At 73.0% G+C, this 16,213-nt stretch carries 12 protein-coding genes and 1 pseudogene; 7 read left to right on the forward strand and 6 right to left on the reverse strand.

Annotation, left to right across the window (positions count from 1 at the left end):
* Nucleotides 1-160: 160 nt before the first annotated feature.
* Nucleotides 161-1,354: pseudogene (locus ACFC02_RS14405) on the forward strand (Gfo/Idh/MocA family protein); the annotation flags it as partial.
* A 116-nt stretch (nt 1,355-1,470) separates the two neighbouring features.
* Here the strand turns inward: ACFC02_RS14405 and ACFC02_RS14410 are convergent.
* Nucleotides 1,471-2,085, reverse strand: a complete 615-nt coding sequence (locus ACFC02_RS14410) for a dihydrofolate reductase family protein (RefSeq protein ID WP_376356431.1) — start codon at nt 2,083-2,085, stop codon at nt 1,471-1,473.
* A 293-nt stretch (nt 2,086-2,378) separates the two neighbouring features.
* Here ACFC02_RS14410 and ACFC02_RS14415 point away from each other — a divergent pair, with 293 nt between their 5' ends.
* The 3 genes from ACFC02_RS14415 to ACFC02_RS14425 all read left to right on the forward strand — a co-directional run bounded on the left by ACFC02_RS14415 (nt 2,379) and on the right by ACFC02_RS14425 (nt 5,791).
* Entirely contained in the window at nt 2,379-4,214 is a 1,836-nt protein-coding gene (locus ACFC02_RS14415; RefSeq protein WP_376356359.1) for an arabinofuranosidase catalytic domain-containing protein, read from the forward strand.
* A gap of 171 nt (nt 4,215-4,385) precedes the next feature.
* Entirely contained in the window at nt 4,386-5,231 is an 846-nt protein-coding gene (locus ACFC02_RS14420) for a DUF1206 domain-containing protein (RefSeq protein ID WP_376356361.1), read from the forward strand.
* An 83-nt stretch (nt 5,232-5,314) separates the two neighbouring features.
* Complete coding sequence (locus ACFC02_RS14425; RefSeq protein ID WP_376356363.1) at nt 5,315-5,791, forward strand: ATP-binding protein; 477 nt, start codon at nt 5,315-5,317, stop codon at nt 5,789-5,791.
* 177 nt (nt 5,792-5,968) lie between these two features.
* Here the strand turns inward: ACFC02_RS14425 and ACFC02_RS14430 are convergent, their stop codons facing one another.
* Entirely contained in the window at nt 5,969-6,967 is a 999-nt protein-coding gene (locus tag ACFC02_RS14430) for an NADPH:quinone reductase (protein WP_376356365.1), read from the reverse strand.
* A gap of 226 nt (nt 6,968-7,193) precedes the next feature.
* On the opposite strand from ACFC02_RS14430, the gene ACFC02_RS14435 reads away from it, so the two are divergent.
* The 3 genes from ACFC02_RS14435 (at nt 7,194) to ACFC02_RS14445 (ending at nt 10,691) form a co-directional block, all read left to right on the forward strand.
* Complete coding sequence (locus ACFC02_RS14435) at nt 7,194-7,760, forward strand: SRPBCC family protein (protein ID WP_376356367.1); 567 nt, start codon at nt 7,194-7,196, stop codon at nt 7,758-7,760.
* Between the two features lie 143 nt (nt 7,761-7,903).
* Nucleotides 7,904-9,478 (forward strand): AMP-binding protein, encoded by a 1,575-nt coding sequence (locus ACFC02_RS14440; RefSeq protein WP_376356369.1) that lies wholly within the window; start codon nt 7,904-7,906, stop codon nt 9,476-9,478.
* Nucleotides 9,471-10,691: an FAD-dependent oxidoreductase gene (locus ACFC02_RS14445; RefSeq protein WP_376356371.1), complete on the forward strand. Its 1,221-nt coding sequence runs from the start codon at nt 9,471-9,473 to the stop codon at nt 10,689-10,691. Before ACFC02_RS14440 ends, ACFC02_RS14445 begins: the two co-directional genes overlap by 8 nt.
* A gap of 128 nt (nt 10,692-10,819) precedes the next feature.
* On the opposite strand, the gene ACFC02_RS14450 is transcribed toward ACFC02_RS14445, so the two are convergent.
* From ACFC02_RS14450 to ACFC02_RS14465, 4 genes are all read right to left on the reverse strand, one after another.
* On the reverse strand, nt 10,820-12,019 hold the full coding sequence (locus ACFC02_RS14450; RefSeq protein ID WP_376356373.1) for an MFS transporter: 1,200 nt from the start codon (nt 12,017-12,019) through the stop codon (nt 10,820-10,822).
* A 341-nt stretch (nt 12,020-12,360) separates the two neighbouring features.
* Nucleotides 12,361-12,846, reverse strand: coding sequence for an RrF2 family transcriptional regulator (locus ACFC02_RS14455; protein ID WP_376356375.1), 486 nt, complete (start codon nt 12,844-12,846; stop codon nt 12,361-12,363).
* Nucleotides 12,847-12,855: 9 nt separating this feature from the next.
* Complete coding sequence (locus tag ACFC02_RS14460; protein ID WP_376356377.1) at nt 12,856-14,592, reverse strand: FAD-dependent monooxygenase; 1,737 nt, start codon at nt 14,590-14,592, stop codon at nt 12,856-12,858.
* The gene (locus tag ACFC02_RS14465; protein WP_376356379.1) at nt 14,589-16,163 is read right to left on the reverse strand and encodes a class I adenylate-forming enzyme family protein; all 1,575 of its coding nucleotides are present in this window, start codon (nt 16,161-16,163) and stop codon (nt 14,589-14,591) included. Before ACFC02_RS14465 ends, ACFC02_RS14460 begins: the two co-directional genes overlap by 4 nt.
* Nucleotides 16,164-16,213: the final 50 nt, after the last annotated feature.

The raw sequence follows: 16,213 nt of genomic DNA on the forward strand, positions 1-16,213 counted from the left end.
CGGCCCGGGGGGGGGGGGCGCCCCCCCTCGCCGTGCCCCACCCCCGCCCTGTGCGGCCCGGGGGGGGGGCCCGGGCCCCCGGGGGGGGGCCCCCCCCCGCCCCCGCGCCCCCTGCTCCTCTCGCCGCACCGACACCACGTAGCGGAAAGGCGGTCACGTCATGACCGACGCCCCCAGCGACCTGCGCCTCGGCGTCATCGGTTACGGACTGCGCGGCAGCATCGCCCGCACCGCGCACCGGCCGGGAGCCGGCTCCCGGGTCACCGCGCTCGCGGACCACGACGCCGCCGCGCGGGCGGAGGCGGCCCTGGCGTTCCCCGGCGCGCTGATCTCCGGCGACCACCACAAGGTGATCGCGGACCCGGACGTCGACGCCGTCCTCGTCCTCACCCCCGACCACACCCACGCCGACGTCGCCCGTGAGGCGCTCGAAGCGGGCAGAGCCGTCTTCGTCGAGAAGCCGCTCGACGTCACCGTGGAACGCTGCGACGACCTCCTGCGCACCGCCTACAGCACCGGAAGCCGCCTCTACGTCGGCCACACCATGCGCCACGTGCCCGTCGTCCGGCTGATGCGCGACATCATCGCGCGCGGTGAGATAGGCGAGGTCAAGACGGTGTGGGTACGGCACTTCGTCGGCTACGGCGGCGACTGGTACTTCAAGGACTGGCACGCCGAACGGCAGTACACCACCGGTCTGTTGCTGAAGAAGGCCGCCCACGACATCGACGTCCTGCACTGGCTCGCGAACGGCTGCACGCAGCGTGTGCAGGCCCTCGGGGACCTCATGGTCTACGGCGACAACCGGCACCGGCGAGCACCCGGCGAACCCAAGCACGAGGACTGGTACACGAAGGCCGGCCACTGGCCGCCGCACACCCAGCGCGCCCTGAACCCCGTGATCGACGTCGAGGACGTGTCCCTCGTCGACATGCGCCTCGACAACGGTGTGCTCGCGGCCTACCAGCAGTGCCACTTCACCCCCGACTACTGGCGCAACCACACCGTCATCGGGGACGCCGGCCGGCTGGAGAACTTCGGGGACGGCCCCGGGGCGGTGGTGAAGGTGTGGAACTCCCGCCGCTCCACCCACCGGCCCGAAGCCGACGCCGAATACCCCGTCCCGGACGCCGGCGACGGCGCCGGGCACGGCGGCGCCGACCCCCTCCTGGTGGACGAGTTCGTGCGGTTCGTCCGCGAGGGAGGCGTCACCGACACCTCGCCGGTCGCCGCGCGCATGGCCGTCGCGGCCGGGGTGCGGGCCACCGAGTCGCTGCGCGCGGGCGGCACGCCCCACGAGGTCCCGCGCCTCGCCCCGGAACTGGCCGCCTACTTCGAGCGGGGCCAGACCCGCCCGGCACGGTCCACCGGGAATCCGGCGTGGAGCGACGCCGCGTGCCGACGACGCCGTAGGCAGCCGCAGCCGCAGCCGCAGCCGCAGTCAGCGGTCGCAGTCAGCGCTCACCGCGGTCACAGGACGTCGTACGTCAGGTGCGTGGCGGTCGATGTCGGGGTCACGCTCCGCCGGACCAGCGTGCGCGGCGCCCCGCCGGTGAACAGCGGCGTCCCGGCGCCCAGCACCACGGGCGCGAGGTGCAGTACCAGGACGTCGACCAGCCCGGCCTGGACCGCCGAGCCGACTGTCGCGCCGCCGCCCATGAGCACGACGTCGAGATCCTCGCCGCTGCGCGCCGAAGCCGCTTCGGCGCGCTCACGCGCGGCGGCGACGGCGTCACGCAGTCCGGTGGTGACGAACGTCCAGTCGAGGTCGGTGAGCCGCACCGACTCCGGCGGCGAGCCGGTCACGACGACGAAGGCGGGCCTGCCCACCTCGCCGGCGCCGTATCCGGTCGTGTCGTCCCAGCCCAGCGGCCCGTCGACCACGTCGAAGAGCCGGCGGCCCAGGACGACGGCGCCCGAGCGCGCGGTTCCCTCGCGCAGGAGCCGGCGGTCGTCGGGATCGTCGGAGAAGGCCCAGGTGTGCAGGGCTTCGCCGCCGGTGCCCAGACCGTTGTCCGGGCCGGGGTCGGGCCCGGTGACGAAGCCGTCGAGGGAGACCGAGATGTCAGCGATGATGCGCGTCATACCAGGGCAGACCCGCTCGGCGCCCCGAACTCATCGCCCAGCCGCGAACTCCCCCCACGGCGCCCGCCCTCCAGCCCCGCTCGTCCCGTCACCTCGACCACCCCGACGGGCGAGGGAACAGAAGGCAACAGGTCCGGACGGGGGTCGTCGAGCAAAGGCAAAGTGAAGCAACAAATATTGACGCGACCGACCGGTGAGCGTACCTTCCCCGCGAAGGTGCCGAGCGGCGTGAACTCTGCGGCCCGCTCGGCAGGTCGAGCTCCGTTCCCCTCCCCACGTCATGGGAGCACACCATGCGCAGAGCAAGTTCCGCGGTCGTGAGCTACGTCGCGGCCGCCGTCCTCGTCCTCGGTGCCCTGATCGGCTTCCCCGCGGTGTCGCAGGCGGCCGACTCGCTGCCGTGCGACATCTACGGCTCGGCCGGCACCCCCTGCGTCGCCGCGCACAGCACCACGCGCGCCCTGCTGTCGTCCTACGACGGCCCCCTCTACCAGGTCACACGTGCCTCGGACGGAGCGCGCAGGGACATCGGGCCGCTGGCTCCCGGCGGTTACGCCGACGCCGGTCCGCAGGACGTGTTCTGCCAGAACACCACGTGCCGCATCACCAAGGTCTACGACCAGAGCGGGAGGCACAACGACCTGACCCCCGGGCCGGCCGGCACCTCCGGCATGGGCGCCGACCGCGGGGCCGACGCCGGAGAGATCGCCGTCACGGCCGGCGGGCACAAGGTCTACGGCATCTGGATCTCCCCGGGCGTCGGCTACCGCTACACGGGCGTGGCCTCCGGCGTCGCCGTGAACGGCCGGCCCGAGGGCGCGTACATGGTGGCCAGCGGCACCCACGTCGGCGCCGACTGCTGCTTCGACTACGGCAACGCCGAGAGCACCCCGGCCGACACCGGCAACGGTCACATGGACGCCGTGTCCATCGCCACCACGTGCTACTTCGCACCGTGCACCGGTTCCGGACCCTGGGTCGAAGCCGACCTGGAGAACGGCATGTTCCAGGGCGGCAACGGCTCCAACACCGCCAACCGCGGCAACAACAGCCCCTTCGTCACAGCCGTACTGAAGAACGACGGACAGACCAGGTACGCCCTCAAGGGCGGCGACTCCCGGTCCGGCACCCTGACCACCTGGTGGGACGGCGATCTGCCCACACGCGGCGGCTACCGGCCCATGCACCAGGAGGGCGGCATCATCCTGGGCACCGGCGGCGACAACAGCAACTGGAACCGGGGCACCTTCTTCGAGGGCGTCATGGTCGCCGGCTACCCGACCGACGCCGCCGAGAACGCCGTCCAGGCCGACATCGCCTCGGTCGGCTACGCGGGCCGCACGGACGTGCCCAACGGTCCCCAGGGCACCGTGACCGGACCGGGCGGCAAGTGTGCCGACGTCGCCGCGGACGACACCGCTACCAACGGCGCCGCCGTACAGCTGTGGGACTGCCAGACGTGGGCCGAGGACCAGCACTGGCAGCACAACGCCGACGGCTCCCTGAGCACGATCGGCCGCTGCCTGGACATCGAGGGCAACGGCACCGCGAACGGCGCCGAGGCCGAGCTGTGGGACTGCAACGGCGTGGGCGGCCAGAAGTGGGTGCAGCGCGCCGACGGTTCGCTGTTCAACCCGCAGTCGGGCCGCTGCCTGGACTCGCCGAACGGCGCCACCGCGAACGGCACACGGCTGCGGATCTGGGACTGCAACGGCGCCCCGGCCCAGAAGTTCACCGTGAACGGCGGTGCCCCGGTGGCCGCTCCCGGCGGCAAGTGCCTCGACGTGGCGGCCGACGACAGCGGCGGCAACGGCGCGGCCGTACAGCTGTGGGACTGCCAGTCCTACGCCGTCGACCAGCACTGGTACCACGACGCCGACGGCTCACTGCGGACGCTCGGCCGCTGCCTGGACATCGAGGGCAACGGCACCGCGAACGGCGCCGAGGCCGAGCTGTGGGACTGCAACGGCGTGGGCGGCCAGAAGTGGGTGCAGCGCGCCGACGGTTCGCTGTTCAACCCGCAGTCGGGCCGCTGCCTGGACTCGCCGAACGGCGCCACGGCCAACGGCACACGCCTGCGGATCTGGGACTGCAACGGTTCGCCCGCGCAGAGGTTCACGCTGGGCTGACGACGCCGGACCCGGCCGAGGACGCCCGCCCGCCGCGGGCGAGGGGGCCCCGCGGCATGCCGGGGGCGGTGGTGCGGCTGCCCGGCCGCCCACCGCACCCGCCCCGGCCGGGCCCCCGGTACGCCCGGTACGAGCGGGTGTCGCACGCCGGTGCCGGGGCATCGGGGACGTATGGATACAGGGTCAGTGGCATTGCGTGGACGGGGCCGGGCTCGCCGTGCGGCCGACAGTACGGCGATGGCCGTCGCGGCCCGGGCCGGATTCGCGGCCCGCGGGCTGATCTACGTACTCGTGGGCGTGATCGCGCTGCAGATCGCGTTCGACGGCGAGGGCGACGGCCGGCAGGCCGATCGCGGTGGCGCCCTGGGTGAGCTGGCCGGCAAGCCCCTCGGATCGGTGATGCTGTGGGCCGTGGGCGTCGCGCTCGCCGGTATGGCACTGTGGCGGCTGTCGGAGGCGGCGGTCGGCCAAGCCGGGGCGGACGGTGCGAAGCCGTCCAAGCGGGCGGCGGCAGCGGCCCGTTGTGTCTTCTACGCCTTCGTGTCCTTCTCGGTGCTCTCCTACGCGGCCGGGGACAAGGGCAGCGGCAGCGGCGCCTCCGACAAGCAGACCGACGACGTGACCGCCACGGTGCTGGCCTGGCCGGCCGGCCAGTGGATCGTCGGTGCCGCGGGCATCGCCGTGGTGATCGCCGGGCTGTGGATCTCGGGCCGGGCCGTGCGCAAGAAGTTCCGCCGGCACCTGCGCACCGGGTCCATGTCCCGTCGGGCCCGTCGGACGGCCGACGTCCTCGGCGTGGCGGGTGGCACGGCCCGCGGCGTCGTGTTCGCCGTCGCCGGGGCGTTCGCCCTCGTGGCGGCCGTCCGGCACCAGCCCGGCAAGGCCAAAGGGATGGACGACACGTTGCGCTCGTTCCGGGACTTCCCGGCCGGTCCCTGGCTGCTCGCCCTGATCGCCCTGGGCCTGGCGGCGTTCGGCGCCTTCTCGTGGTGCAACGCGCGCTGGCGTGAAGTCTGAGACCGGTGTCGTCGCCTGTGCCGCGGTGCGTTGCCCGGCCGGGCGCTGAGCGGCCGCGTCGCGGGTAGCAGAGGAGGCACAGAATGGATGGGACCGAGGAGGAACTCGTGAGCGGAGCGTCCGTACGTGCGGTGGGCTGGGCGCGGTCGCTGCCCGTCGCCAGCGGAGTCAGGGCGGCCCGGCATTGGGCCCGCGAGCACCTGGACAGCCTGGGCTGGACCACCACGGACCCCGAGACGGCGGACGCGGTGGTGCTCACCGTCTCGGAACTGGTGACCAACGCCCACGTCCACGCCCACAGCAGCGCCCAGGTGGTCATGACCTGGGACCAGCGCTGCCTGCACGTGAGCGTCCACGACTCCTCGCCGAAGATGCCCGTACCGCGCCCGCCGAGCACCGGACGCACCGGTGGACGCGGCATGTTCCTCGTCGACGCCCTGGCCGACACGTGGCAGGCACACCCGTGCCCGCACGGCAAGACGGTCACCGCCTGTTTCCGCCTCCCGGCGCCGGAGACGGACGACGCACCGCACGCGGGCGCGCCGGGAGGCGACGGCTGAGACCGGCGAAGCCCCGCAGAGGCGGGCAGAAGCCCCGGCTGGGCCCACCTGAGGCGGCGGCGAGCCGGCCGAGTCCGGCGGGCGTACGAGCACGCCGCCCGCGCCGTTCCGCCGCCACCCGCTATCGACCCGGCTCACCTGCGGCCTCGCCGTGGCCGGCGTCCGCCGGGCACCTCGTCAGCGTGCGCCGGTCACCGCCGCCCGGGTGCTCAGGATCAGCCGCTTGCCGCGTACGCGGCCCTCGTCCATGCGCCGGTGCGCCTCGGCGGCGGCGCTCAACGGCAGCACCTCGGGTGAGCGGGGGCGAAGAGCCCCGGCGGCGAGCAACCGGTTGACGGCCGCGGCGGCTTCCGCGAGTTCGGTGGAGGTGGCGTGCGAGATGACGAAGCCGACGACCGAGCAGTCCTTCATGTACAGCTCCCCGGCCGGCAGTTCGGGCCGTGTCCGCGCCCCCGCCAGCAGGACGATCCGGCCGCGGCGGGCGAGCAGGCCGACGGTGTTCGTCAGGTCGTTCACCCCGGCGGTGTCGAGGTAGAGGTCGACACCGCCGGGGCAGGCGTCCCGGATCCGCTCGACGGCGGACGGGTCGCGGTAGTCGATGGTCTGTGCCGCACCCAGGGCGCGGCAGTGCTCGGCGCCTGCCTCGCCGGCGGTGGCGACGACGTGCGCGCCCGCCCGTGCCGCGAGCACCACCAGCGCGCTGCCGACGTTGCCGGCGGCACCGGCGACGACGACGGTCTCGCCGGGACGCACCCTGCCGTGGGTGAACAGAGCCAGGTAGGCCGTCGCCGCCGGGTGGACGATCGCGACCGCGGTGAGCGGGTCCACCCCGTCGGGCAGGTGGTAGAGCCGGTCGGCGGCCACCACCGCGCGTTCGGCCGCGGCGCCCTGGCGTCCCCCGTGGCCCAGGCTGTTGCTCCACACCCGGTCGCCCACGGCGAAACCGGGGGCCCCCGGGCCTGCCTCCGCCACCGTGCCCACCAGGTCACGGCCGATCACCAGGGGGAAGCCGACCGGCGTGCGGAACACGCCCGAGCGGACGAAGGTGTCCACGGGGTTGACCGTGGTGGCCAGTACGTCGACCAGCACGTCGGTGGGCCCAGGCCGGGGCGAGGGCAGTTCACCGTAGCGGATCACGTCCGGCGGGCCGAGCTGTTCGATGTAGGCGGCGCGCATGCCGCCGATCCTGGCACGCCGGGCACTCGCCCTCCCCGTGGAAGGCGCGACTGTGTCAACTCGCCGCACACGCCTCGCCTGCCACCCGGTTCCCAGGCCGACCGGCTGACCGGCTCATCGACGTACTTGGCCCCGATCCTCGCGTTTCCGCCCGGCCGGGCACGACTTGACGGACCCGCGATCCGGTCTTTGACCCCTCCGGCGCAACGTCTGCAAGCTTCGGGCCATGCCCTCAGCCAATGATGACGTGAAAGCCACCCCCGGCCCCGGCGGCGCCCCGCTCTTCGACGCGCGCGCCCAGATAGCCCTCTCGGCTGCTCCGCACGCGGTATACGCCGTGATCAGCGACCTTCCGCGCAGTGGCGAGTGGAGCCCGGAATGCCTGGGCGGCTCATGGCTCTTCGGCGAACCGGCCACGGTGGGCGCGGTCTTCCGCGGTGAGAACCTCCGTCACGAGTCCGTGGTCTCCTGGGCGCCCGTCGTACGGGGCAAATGGACCACGGAATCCGAGATCGTCGCGGCGGAACCCGGCCGTACCTTCCGCTGGGCGATGCGGGACACAGCGGGCCGAAAACAGCGGAGCGTGTGGGGTTTCGACCTGGCGCCCGCGGGTGAGGGCAGCGTGCTGATCCATCACTTCCGCATGGACGCGCCCACCGAAGGGATCCGCGGCATCACCGCCGGTATGGACCAGGCGGACGAGGACCGGTTCTTCGCCGAGTGGGGCGCCAAGGTGGCGGGTGACCTCGCGGTGACGCTGGAACGCGTCAAGGCCGTCGTCGACAAGAGGTGAGCGGCGACAGCGGTCCCTCCCGGGCCCGCCCCGCCATGACCGGGACCCGCCTCACCACGGGCGGGGCCCGCCACACTCCGGCCGCCCGGCGCCCGGGGCGCGGCGGCCGGCCCTCCCTGTCCGCGCGACGAGAGCTTGGCACCATGTTCCTGCAACGTATGGCAAACCGTGGTATCCGGCTGGGGACGCTCTTCGAGCGTGCGGCGGCCCGGTACCCGGCGAACCTCCTGATCCTCGACCACGACCTCGACCTGACCCCGTGGCCGGGGCGCCGGGCGACCGTCGCGGAGGTCGCGGACACCGTCGACGACTACGCCGCCCGGCTGTGGGCCTGCGGTGTCCGGCCCATGGACCGGGTGGTCGTCCACAAGTCCGACGCCTTCGACATCACCCTCCTGGCGTGCGCCGCCGCCCGCGTCGGTGCCGTACCCGTGCTGCTGTCGCCCACGCTGGACGGCGGGACGGCCGCCGAGCTGATACGCCGCACCGAACGGCCCTTCCTGGTGACCGACGCCGTCACGCTCGTGAACGAACTTCCCGCGGACGTCTTCGGCCTGACGAGAGCGGTCCTCCTCACCTCCGGCGAGCACGAGAACGCGCTCGCGCTCTCCGCCCTGGCCGGCGTCGACCGCGTACCGGCCGTCACCATGCCGCCGGAGCGGCCCGCCCTGATCACCCACACCTCGGGAACCACCGGCACACCCAAGCTGGCCGTCCACACGGGCCGCAGCCTCGAAGCCCGCTACCGCCCGCAGGCCGCGGCGGTCGCCCCGGTGCTCCGCCGACGCGAGACCGTCGCGATGCACGTGTCCTTCGTGCACTCACGGCTGTTCACCGCGCTGGCGATCTCCCTGCTGCGAGGACTGCCGATCGTCGTGCTCGCCGACGCGCGCCGCGAGAACGTGGCCGACCTCTTCGCCCGGCTGCGCCCCGGCGTCCTGGAGGCGCATCCGAACTCCTTCGTCGAATGGGAGGAACTGGCCGCCGACCCGCGCGGACCGCTGGCGAACGTGAAACTCTTCAGCAGCACCTTCGACGCCATCCACCCGCGTACCGTGCACCGGCTGCTGCGCGCCTCACGGCGCAGGAACCCCCTCTTCGGACAGCTCTACGGCCAGAGCGAAGTGGGCCCCGCCGTCGTACGCACCTTCAGCCGCCGACGCTCTCCCGAATCCGACGGACGATGTGTCGGCTTCCCCTTTCCCGGCATGACCGGCGTCCGCGTCGTCAGCAGGGACGGAAACCCGCCCACCAGAACGAACCCGGGCTACATAGAGGTGCGCAGCGAAGGACGTGTGCTGACCTATCTCGGAGAACCGGAGCGGTACGCCGCCCAGCTCTCCGAAGGCGGCTGGTGGCGCATGGGCGACGTCGGCTACCGCACCGCCTGGGGCTGCGTCCACCTGCTGGACCGCGAAGTCGACCTCATCGAGGGCTTCGGCAGCACCCTCGCGGCGGAGGACGTGCTGCTCGGCAGGATGACCGACCTCGTCGAAGTCGTCATCGTACGAGGCACGGGCGGGCGGGCGGTCCCCGTGGTCTGCACCCGGGGCGACAAGCCTCTCGACCTGGCTGCCTGGAAGGCCGCGGCAGCCGGGCTGCCGCCCATGGCCGACCCGGTCCAGCGGCGACTGCACGAACTTCCGCAGACCGCGACGACGAAGATCAAACGACTCGAACTGGCCCGCCTGCTGGACCGGGGGGACGACGATGACTGAGCATGCACGACCCGCGCGCCCGGCACGGATCCTCGTGGTCGGCGGCGGCATCGGCGGCCTGGCGACGGCCCTGGCCGTGGCCCGCCGGGGACACCGGGTGCTGGTACTGGAGCGCGCCGAGCGCTTCGCCGAGATCGGCGCCGGCATCCAGATCGCGCCCAACGGCATCCACGCGCTTTGGCGCCTGGGCCTGGGGGACCGGGTCTGCGCCACGGCCGTGCACATGGACGAGCTGCGCTTCATGGACGGGCGCACGGGCAAGCACGTGGTGAGCATGCCGCTCACCGCCGACTACCGACGGCGCTTCGGCAGCCCGTACGTCGTCGTGCACCGCGCCGAGCTGCACTCGCTCCTGCTGGACGCCTGCCGGCGCACCGGCACCGTCGAACTGCGCGGCAGCAGTGCCGTCGTCGGCTACGAACAGGACGCCACCGGCGCCGCGGTCGTCCTGGAAGGCGGCGGACGCATCGCAGGCGACGCTGTCGTCGGGGCCGACGGCATCCACTCCGCGCTGCGGCACCGGCTCGTCGGCGACGGCTCCCCGCGGGTGTCCGGCATCAGCGTCTACCGCACCGTCCTGCCCATGGACCGGGTGCCCGAGGAGTTCCGCGGGAACCACGTCACCTGGTGGGCCGGCCCCGGATGCCACTTCGTGCACTACCCGATCGCGGGCGGTACCAGCCTCAACCTCGCCGCCAGCTGGGACGGCGGCCTGACCGAGGCGTTCGCCGGTGTGCCCGCTCCCCGGGAGCAGGTGCTCACCCGGCTCGCGGGGCTCGCGGGGCAGGCCCCGCAGCGCCTGCTGCGGCTGGGGGAGGACTGGAAGACCTGGATGCTCGTCGACCGCGACCCGGTGGACGACTGGACCGACGGCCGGGTGACCCTGCTGGGCGACGCGGCCCACCCGATGCTGCACTACGCGGCGCAGGGCGCCTGCCAGGCACTGGAGGACGCCGTCGTCCTCGGTGACCTGCTCGACTGCCCGGCGTCCTCCTTCCCGCGGCGGCTGCGCACCTACAACGGGCTGCGCCGTGAGCGCACGGCCGCCGTCCAGCTCGTCGCCCGCCGCAGCGTGAGCCTGTGGCACCCGGCCGGCGCCGAGGCGGACGACCGCAACGCGATGCTGGCCTCCCTCTCGGCCACGGAGCTGCACGACCACGTCGCGTGGATGCACACACCGACGCCGCTTACCGGAGGTCCGAAGGCGCGGTGACGCCCCGCCCGGCACGGGTGAAGGACCGGCATCCAAGGTGATGCCGGTCCTTCACCCGTCGACCGGGGCGGCGAGCTGGAGGCCGGAGCGGACTCACTCCCCTTCCGGACGGCCCCTCACGGCAGTCGTCACGACACCTGCGTCCTGCGCGCGCTCCACGCCGTCAGCGCGGTGAGGAGGACCAGGGCACCGCCGACCCACAGGACGCTGGTCGTCGCCAGGGCGTCCACGGCGAGACCGCCGACCAGTGCGCCCAGGGCGATGGAGAGGTTGAACGCCGCGACGAACAAGGAGCTGGCCGCCTCGGAGGCCTGCGGCGCGGCCTTCATCATCCAGGTCTGCAGGCTCACGGACACGCCTCCGTACGCCAGCCCCCACACGACCAGCAGACCGATGCAGCCCGCGGGGCTGGTGCCGATGAGGGGGAACAGGGCCATCGTCGCGGTCAGCGCGACGGCGATGACCAGCAGGGTGCGGCGTACGTCGCGGGCGGCCCAGGAACTGGCCACGGTGTTGCCGACGATACCGGCCACGCCGTAACCGAGCAGCAGGGTACTGATCAGTTCCGGGTCGACGCCGCTGATGTCCTGCAGGATCGGCCGGACGAAAGTGTAGGCCACGAACTGACCGGTGATCAGCAGGAAGGTGACGGCCACACCGATGCGCACACCGGCGTTCTCCCGGAAAAGCCCGGGCAGTTCGGCCAGTCGGATCGTCTGTGTCGCCGGCAACGGGGGCACCAGCCACAGCTTGCAGGCCAGGGCCACCAGCCCGAGCACGCCCACGGCCGCGAACGCGGTGCGCCAGCCGCTCAGTTCGCCCGCCAGGGTCCCGGCCGGCACGCCGACGACCGAGGCGGTCGACACTCCGCCGAAGATGACGGCCATCGCCCGCGGCACCTGCTTCTCCGGCACCAGCCGGACAGCCAGGCCGCCCGCGATCGCCCAGAATCCGCCGACGCTCACCCCGACGAGGAACCGCGCCGCCAGGACGGTCGCGAAGTGGGGTGCGAACGCGGAGGCCAGGTTGGCCGCCCCGACCAGGCCGATCAGGACGCACAGCACCAGGCGCCGGTCCAGCCGCCCGGCCGTCACGGTGATCAGGGGCGCCGACACGGCGGCCACCAGGCCGGGCACGGTCACCATGAGGCCGGCCGTCCCGTCGGAGACGTGCAGTTCGGAACCGACCGGCGTGAGCAGGCCGACCGGCAGCAGCTCCGACGTCATCAGGGAGAAGATCCCCAACGCGATGGCCCAGACGGCGAGCCAGGACCTGAGCGGCGAGCGCGTGCCGGCCGCCGGGGGAGTGGAGCGGTCCACCGCGGTCATGCCGGGCCTCCCGTCCGGGGCCACAGGGCCCCTGACGCCTCGCGCACCTGGTGATCCGGTCGGACGTTCATGACTGCTGCTCCTCGTGGTCCGTGACGTGTGGCTTGCGACATGTCGCTTGTGACCTGCGACTTGTGACGTGTGGTTTGCGGCATGTGACTTTTGACTTGTGATGCCTGACGGGCAGACGTGTGCGCATGGGGCCGTTCCCGTGTTCCTGTATCTGGATATCCAATGTCCAGAATCACCTCGCGAGGAGATGCCGTCGCACCCGCGCCGGTGATCGTCGCCGATTCGGTCCCGGCCGACGCCGGGACCGGCCCTCCCTCAGCTCCTCGCGGTCAGGCCCGGACCGAGGTGAACCAGCGGCGGACCCGCTCCGGCAGGCCGGGGGAGCTGCGTCGGGCGTCGTCCATGACGTCGGCGACGGTCCTGGCCGCCAGCTCGCGGCGCCAGGCGAGTTCGGCCTGGCGCATGGCGTGCGAGACCGCGCAGGGGCGGCCTGAGTTGCTCGATACGTCGCCGTGCGGTCCCTGCTGCCGGATCTCGGCGCAGCGGAACGCCTGGTCAGGGCCTTCGATAGCCGTGACCACGTCCATGAGCGTGATGTCCTCGGGGTCGCGCGCCAGCCGGAAGCCGCCGCGCGGACCGGGTACGGAGCTGACGATCCCGGCCCGCGACAGCGCCTGCAACTGCTTGTTGAGGTACGGCGTGGGCAGCTCGTGGTAGGCCGCGAGCCGCGCCACCGTCACCGCCCCCGCGTCCCGCGCCCAGGCGAGGTTGAGGCAGCTGTGCAGCGCCCACTCCACTCCTTCGCTCATGCGCATATCTGGATACTAGACATCCAGGAATGGCCCTGACAACCCGCTCTCGGGCCCCCTTTCCGACGGCCGGTCCAGCAGCACGGCTGCCAGCTCCGCCCGCAGCCGGTGCAGATCGCCCTGATGCCCGTGTGCCGCGATGTGCCCGTCGGGGCGGATCAGGTAGTACCCGGGCCGCTCGCACGCACCGTGCGGGGCGAGCGCGGCGGGCGTGACCCGCACCGTCCGCACCCCCGGCCGGCGGGACACGGAGCGGTCGACCGCGGCGAGCCACCCGCCCTGGCCCGGGGACGAGACGGCGGCCACCGTCCAGCGTGCCGGGTCCGCACCGGGCCCGGCGATGCCGAGCGCGACCGCGACCGCCCGGGGGAAGACCGCGCCGACGCGCACGCCCCCGGGCAACCGGCCGCGCACCGAGCAGGCAGGCCGCGCGGACGGCCGCTGGGTCTCCCGGACCGGGGTGTAGGCCAGCCGCCGACCGGCCATCACCGGCGCGTAGAAGCGGGAGACCGCCCCGGAGCGCTCCAGCAGCCGGAACGCGGTGTCCCGTACCCGGACCGCCGCCGGGTGCTCCACCATCCAGGCCCGTGTCTGCAGGTCCGTGTCCCGGACGATCCGCCGGGTCGCCTCCACGCGTTCGGGTCCGTAGCTCAGCAGCAGCGACGCCGGGGAACGTCCGTGGACGACGGCGGCGAGCTTCCAGCCCAGGTTGTGGGCGTCCTGGAGACCGTTGTTCATGCCCTGCCCGCCGGCCGGGCTGTGCACATGGGCGGCGTCGCCCATGAGGAAGACGCGACCGCGCTGGAACTCGGTGGCCCGCCGGGCGTGGACGCGGAACACCGTCTGCCACACCGGTCGGGTGATCCGCACACCGCGCGGGCCGCGTTCGTCGACGATCCCCTGCATCGTGGGCACGTCGATCCCGCTTCGGCCGCCTGGCATGACGGCCAGCAGCCGGAAAACCCCGCGGGGCATCGGCACGATCACCAAGGTCCCCGTCGGGGACTGGTAGTAGCGGATCTCGTCCGCCGGGAGCGCGCCATCGACATGTGTGTCGGTCAGCGCGAACGCCATTTCGTACGTCGACCCTTCGAACCCGGTGCCGAGTTGCCCGCGCACCGCGCTGCGGGCCCCGTCCGCGCCGATCACGAACGGTGTGTGCGCCCGCTCCACCCCGCCGTCCGCGTGTTCCAGGATCGAGGTGACCTGGTCGGTCGCCTCGATCGGGCCGGCCGGGTCCGACTCGTCGAAGCCGAGGAGCCGTACACCCCGCTCGACCTTTCCGCCCAGGGCGTGCAGGCGCTCGGTGAGCAGCCGCTCGGTCTCGTGCTGGGGCAGCGTCCGGGACGCCAGGTCCTCGGCGAAGCCGAAGGAGGCCACCGGATGCCCGTCGGAGAAGTAGCTGAACGCGTCGATCCGCTGCGAGGCGTCGCGAATCCCGTCCAGGACGCCCACGTCCTGGAGGATGTCGAGAGCCCGCGGCCACAGCGACAGCGCCTTGGGTGCGCGCACCGGCTGCGGGGCGCGGTCGACGACCCGCACGCGCACGCCTCGTCTGAGCAGTTCGCAGGCGGCCAGCAGCCCGGTCGGTCCGGCGCCGACCACGAGCACGTCGACGTCCCGGCCCGCCTGCTCCCCACGGACCCCCCGGCCCGCCCGGCCGCCGCGCCCGCCGGCCGCCCTCTCCCTGCGCCCGTCTGTCACCTTGCCATCCCGCTCGTCCGCCACGCCGTCGTCCCGTCCCTGCGTCACGACGCCCGCTCCAGGCGCTCCCGCAGGCGCTCCGCCAGCTCGATGCGTCTGATCTTCATGGTGGCCGTGCGGGGAAGCTCCGCCGACGTCAGCTGGACCGGGTCGGCCATCGGCTCCAGGTCGGACACGGCCTCGTGCCAGCGCGCCGTGTCCAGGGGCCGGTCGTCCCTGGTGCAGACGACGGGCACCGGCTCCTGCCGCGGGCCGGGCACCAGGACGAGTTCGGCCAGCTCGGCCAGCCGGCCCAGGACGACGTCCTCGACCGCCAGGGTGCTGTGGATGCCGGTGATGACGTCGACCTCGCGGTCCAGCAGGTGCAGGCACCCCCACTTCGTCCGGTAGCCGACGTCACCTCCCCGCCACCACTTTCCGTGGACCTGCTGCTCGAAGCGCGCCTTCTCCCCGAAATAGGTCAACGCCCGCCCGGGTGTGCTCACTTCGATGTAACCGGGGGTCTCGCGGGAGGGCCGGGCACCGTCCCGGGGGACGAGCCGGAACCTGGTCATCCCCGGCATGGCGAAGCCCAGACAGCGCCCGTCGGCCTTGTGCGCACCCTTGCGGGTGTAGCCGCGGCCGACGAGCGGGCCGCACTCGCTCTGGCCGTAGATCTGGAAGAAGACCGGGGAGCGACGCTCCGAGGCCCGCAGCAGCCGGTCCATCGTGCCCGGGTGGATGGCGTCGAAGGTGCTGCTGAAATAGCGGACCGACGAGAACGGCCTGCGCGGGTCGTCGGCGAGCGGCTCCCACTCCATGAACGAGTTCGGGTGGGTCTCGACGAACCCGGGCCGGGTGGCCGCGAACAGCTCCGCGACGGCCTCCGGCTCCGATTCGTCCATGACGACCAGCGGCATCGCGCGCGGCAGCAGGACGGCGAGCGCCAGGTACATCCGCGAATGCACGAACGAGACGTGCAGCGCGACGGTCTCCTGGCCCCGCACGAGCGCGGCCAGTCTCTGCTGCGGCCGGTAGCGCCCGTGCAGCGTGCGCGCGGAGTGCACGACCAGTTTGGGCAGGCCGGTGGTGCCGGAGGTGTGGGTCATCAGGGCCGGGTGGTCGGGGTGCATCAGCACCGGCCGGCGCCGGGGCGAGCCCGCCAGCTCCGCCAGCGACACGGCCCCGGGCAGGTCCCCCGCGGTGACGAAGAGGCGGTCGGTGAGGTCGCCGGGGCGTGCGGCGGACAGTGGCCCGGTGAGTTTGGCCGCGTCCGTCACCAGGTGGGGACGCTCCAGCCGCTCGATGAGTGTGATGACGCTGTCGCCGTCCAGCGCGGGGGAGAGCATGACGGGTACGGCGCCGATCCGCGCGGTCGCGGTGGCCAGCACGTAGATGTCGAAGTTCGAGGTCTTGTGGATCACCACGTGCTCACTGGGCCGGACACCGCCGGCCCACAGCCGGGCCGCCACGTCGTCCACCCGATCGGCCAGTTCGGCAACCGTCAACTGCCGCCCGCTGCCGGGGAACAGGTCCATTTCGTGGTCGAGGGTGATGGGTGTGCCGCCGTTCCTCGCGGCGGCCAACTGGGGAACGAGTCCGAGATGGAGACCGCCGTGACGGGCGGAGCTGCGAGACATCAGGCATTTCCTCGGCTTGGGAACGGGATGCACGGCCCACGTCCCGGTCC

This window comes from Streptomyces sp. NPDC056160 (assembly GCF_042268205.1).
Taxonomy (GTDB): Bacteria; Actinomycetota; Actinomycetes; order Streptomycetales; family Streptomycetaceae; genus Streptomyces.

What these genes read in the sequence shown, in the direction of transcription:
- ACFC02_RS14425 (WP_376356363.1), top strand. Translation starts at nt 5,315, where the DNA reads ATGGATGGGACCGAGGAGGAACTCGTGAGCGGAGCGTCCGTACGTGCG.
- ACFC02_RS14450 (WP_376356373.1), bottom strand. Translation starts at nt 12,019, where the DNA reads ATGACCGCGGTGGACCGCTCCACTCCCCCGGCGGCCGGCACGCGCTCG.
- ACFC02_RS14420 (WP_376356361.1), top strand. Translation starts at nt 4,386, where the DNA reads ATGGATACAGGGTCAGTGGCATTGCGTGGACGGGGCCGGGCTCGCCGT.
- ACFC02_RS14410 (WP_376356431.1), bottom strand. Translation starts at nt 2,085, where the DNA reads ATGACGCGCATCATCGCTGACATCTCGGTCTCCCTCGACGGCTTCGTC.
- ACFC02_RS14430 (WP_376356365.1), bottom strand. Translation starts at nt 6,967, where the DNA reads ATGCGCGCCGCCTACATCGAACAGCTCGGCCCGCCGGACGTGATCCGC.
- ACFC02_RS14455 (WP_376356375.1), bottom strand. Translation starts at nt 12,846, where the DNA reads ATGCGCATGAGCGAAGGAGTGGAGTGGGCGCTGCACAGCTGCCTCAAC.
- ACFC02_RS14465 (WP_376356379.1), bottom strand. Translation starts at nt 16,163, where the DNA reads ATGTCTCGCAGCTCCGCCCGTCACGGCGGTCTCCATCTCGGACTCGTT.
- ACFC02_RS14415 (WP_376356359.1), top strand. Translation starts at nt 2,379, where the DNA reads ATGCGCAGAGCAAGTTCCGCGGTCGTGAGCTACGTCGCGGCCGCCGTC.
- ACFC02_RS14440 (WP_376356369.1), top strand. Translation starts at nt 7,904, where the DNA reads ATGTTCCTGCAACGTATGGCAAACCGTGGTATCCGGCTGGGGACGCTC.
- ACFC02_RS14445 (WP_376356371.1), top strand. Translation starts at nt 9,471, where the DNA reads ATGACTGAGCATGCACGACCCGCGCGCCCGGCACGGATCCTCGTGGTC.
- ACFC02_RS14435 (WP_376356367.1), top strand. Translation starts at nt 7,194, where the DNA reads ATGCCCTCAGCCAATGATGACGTGAAAGCCACCCCCGGCCCCGGCGGC.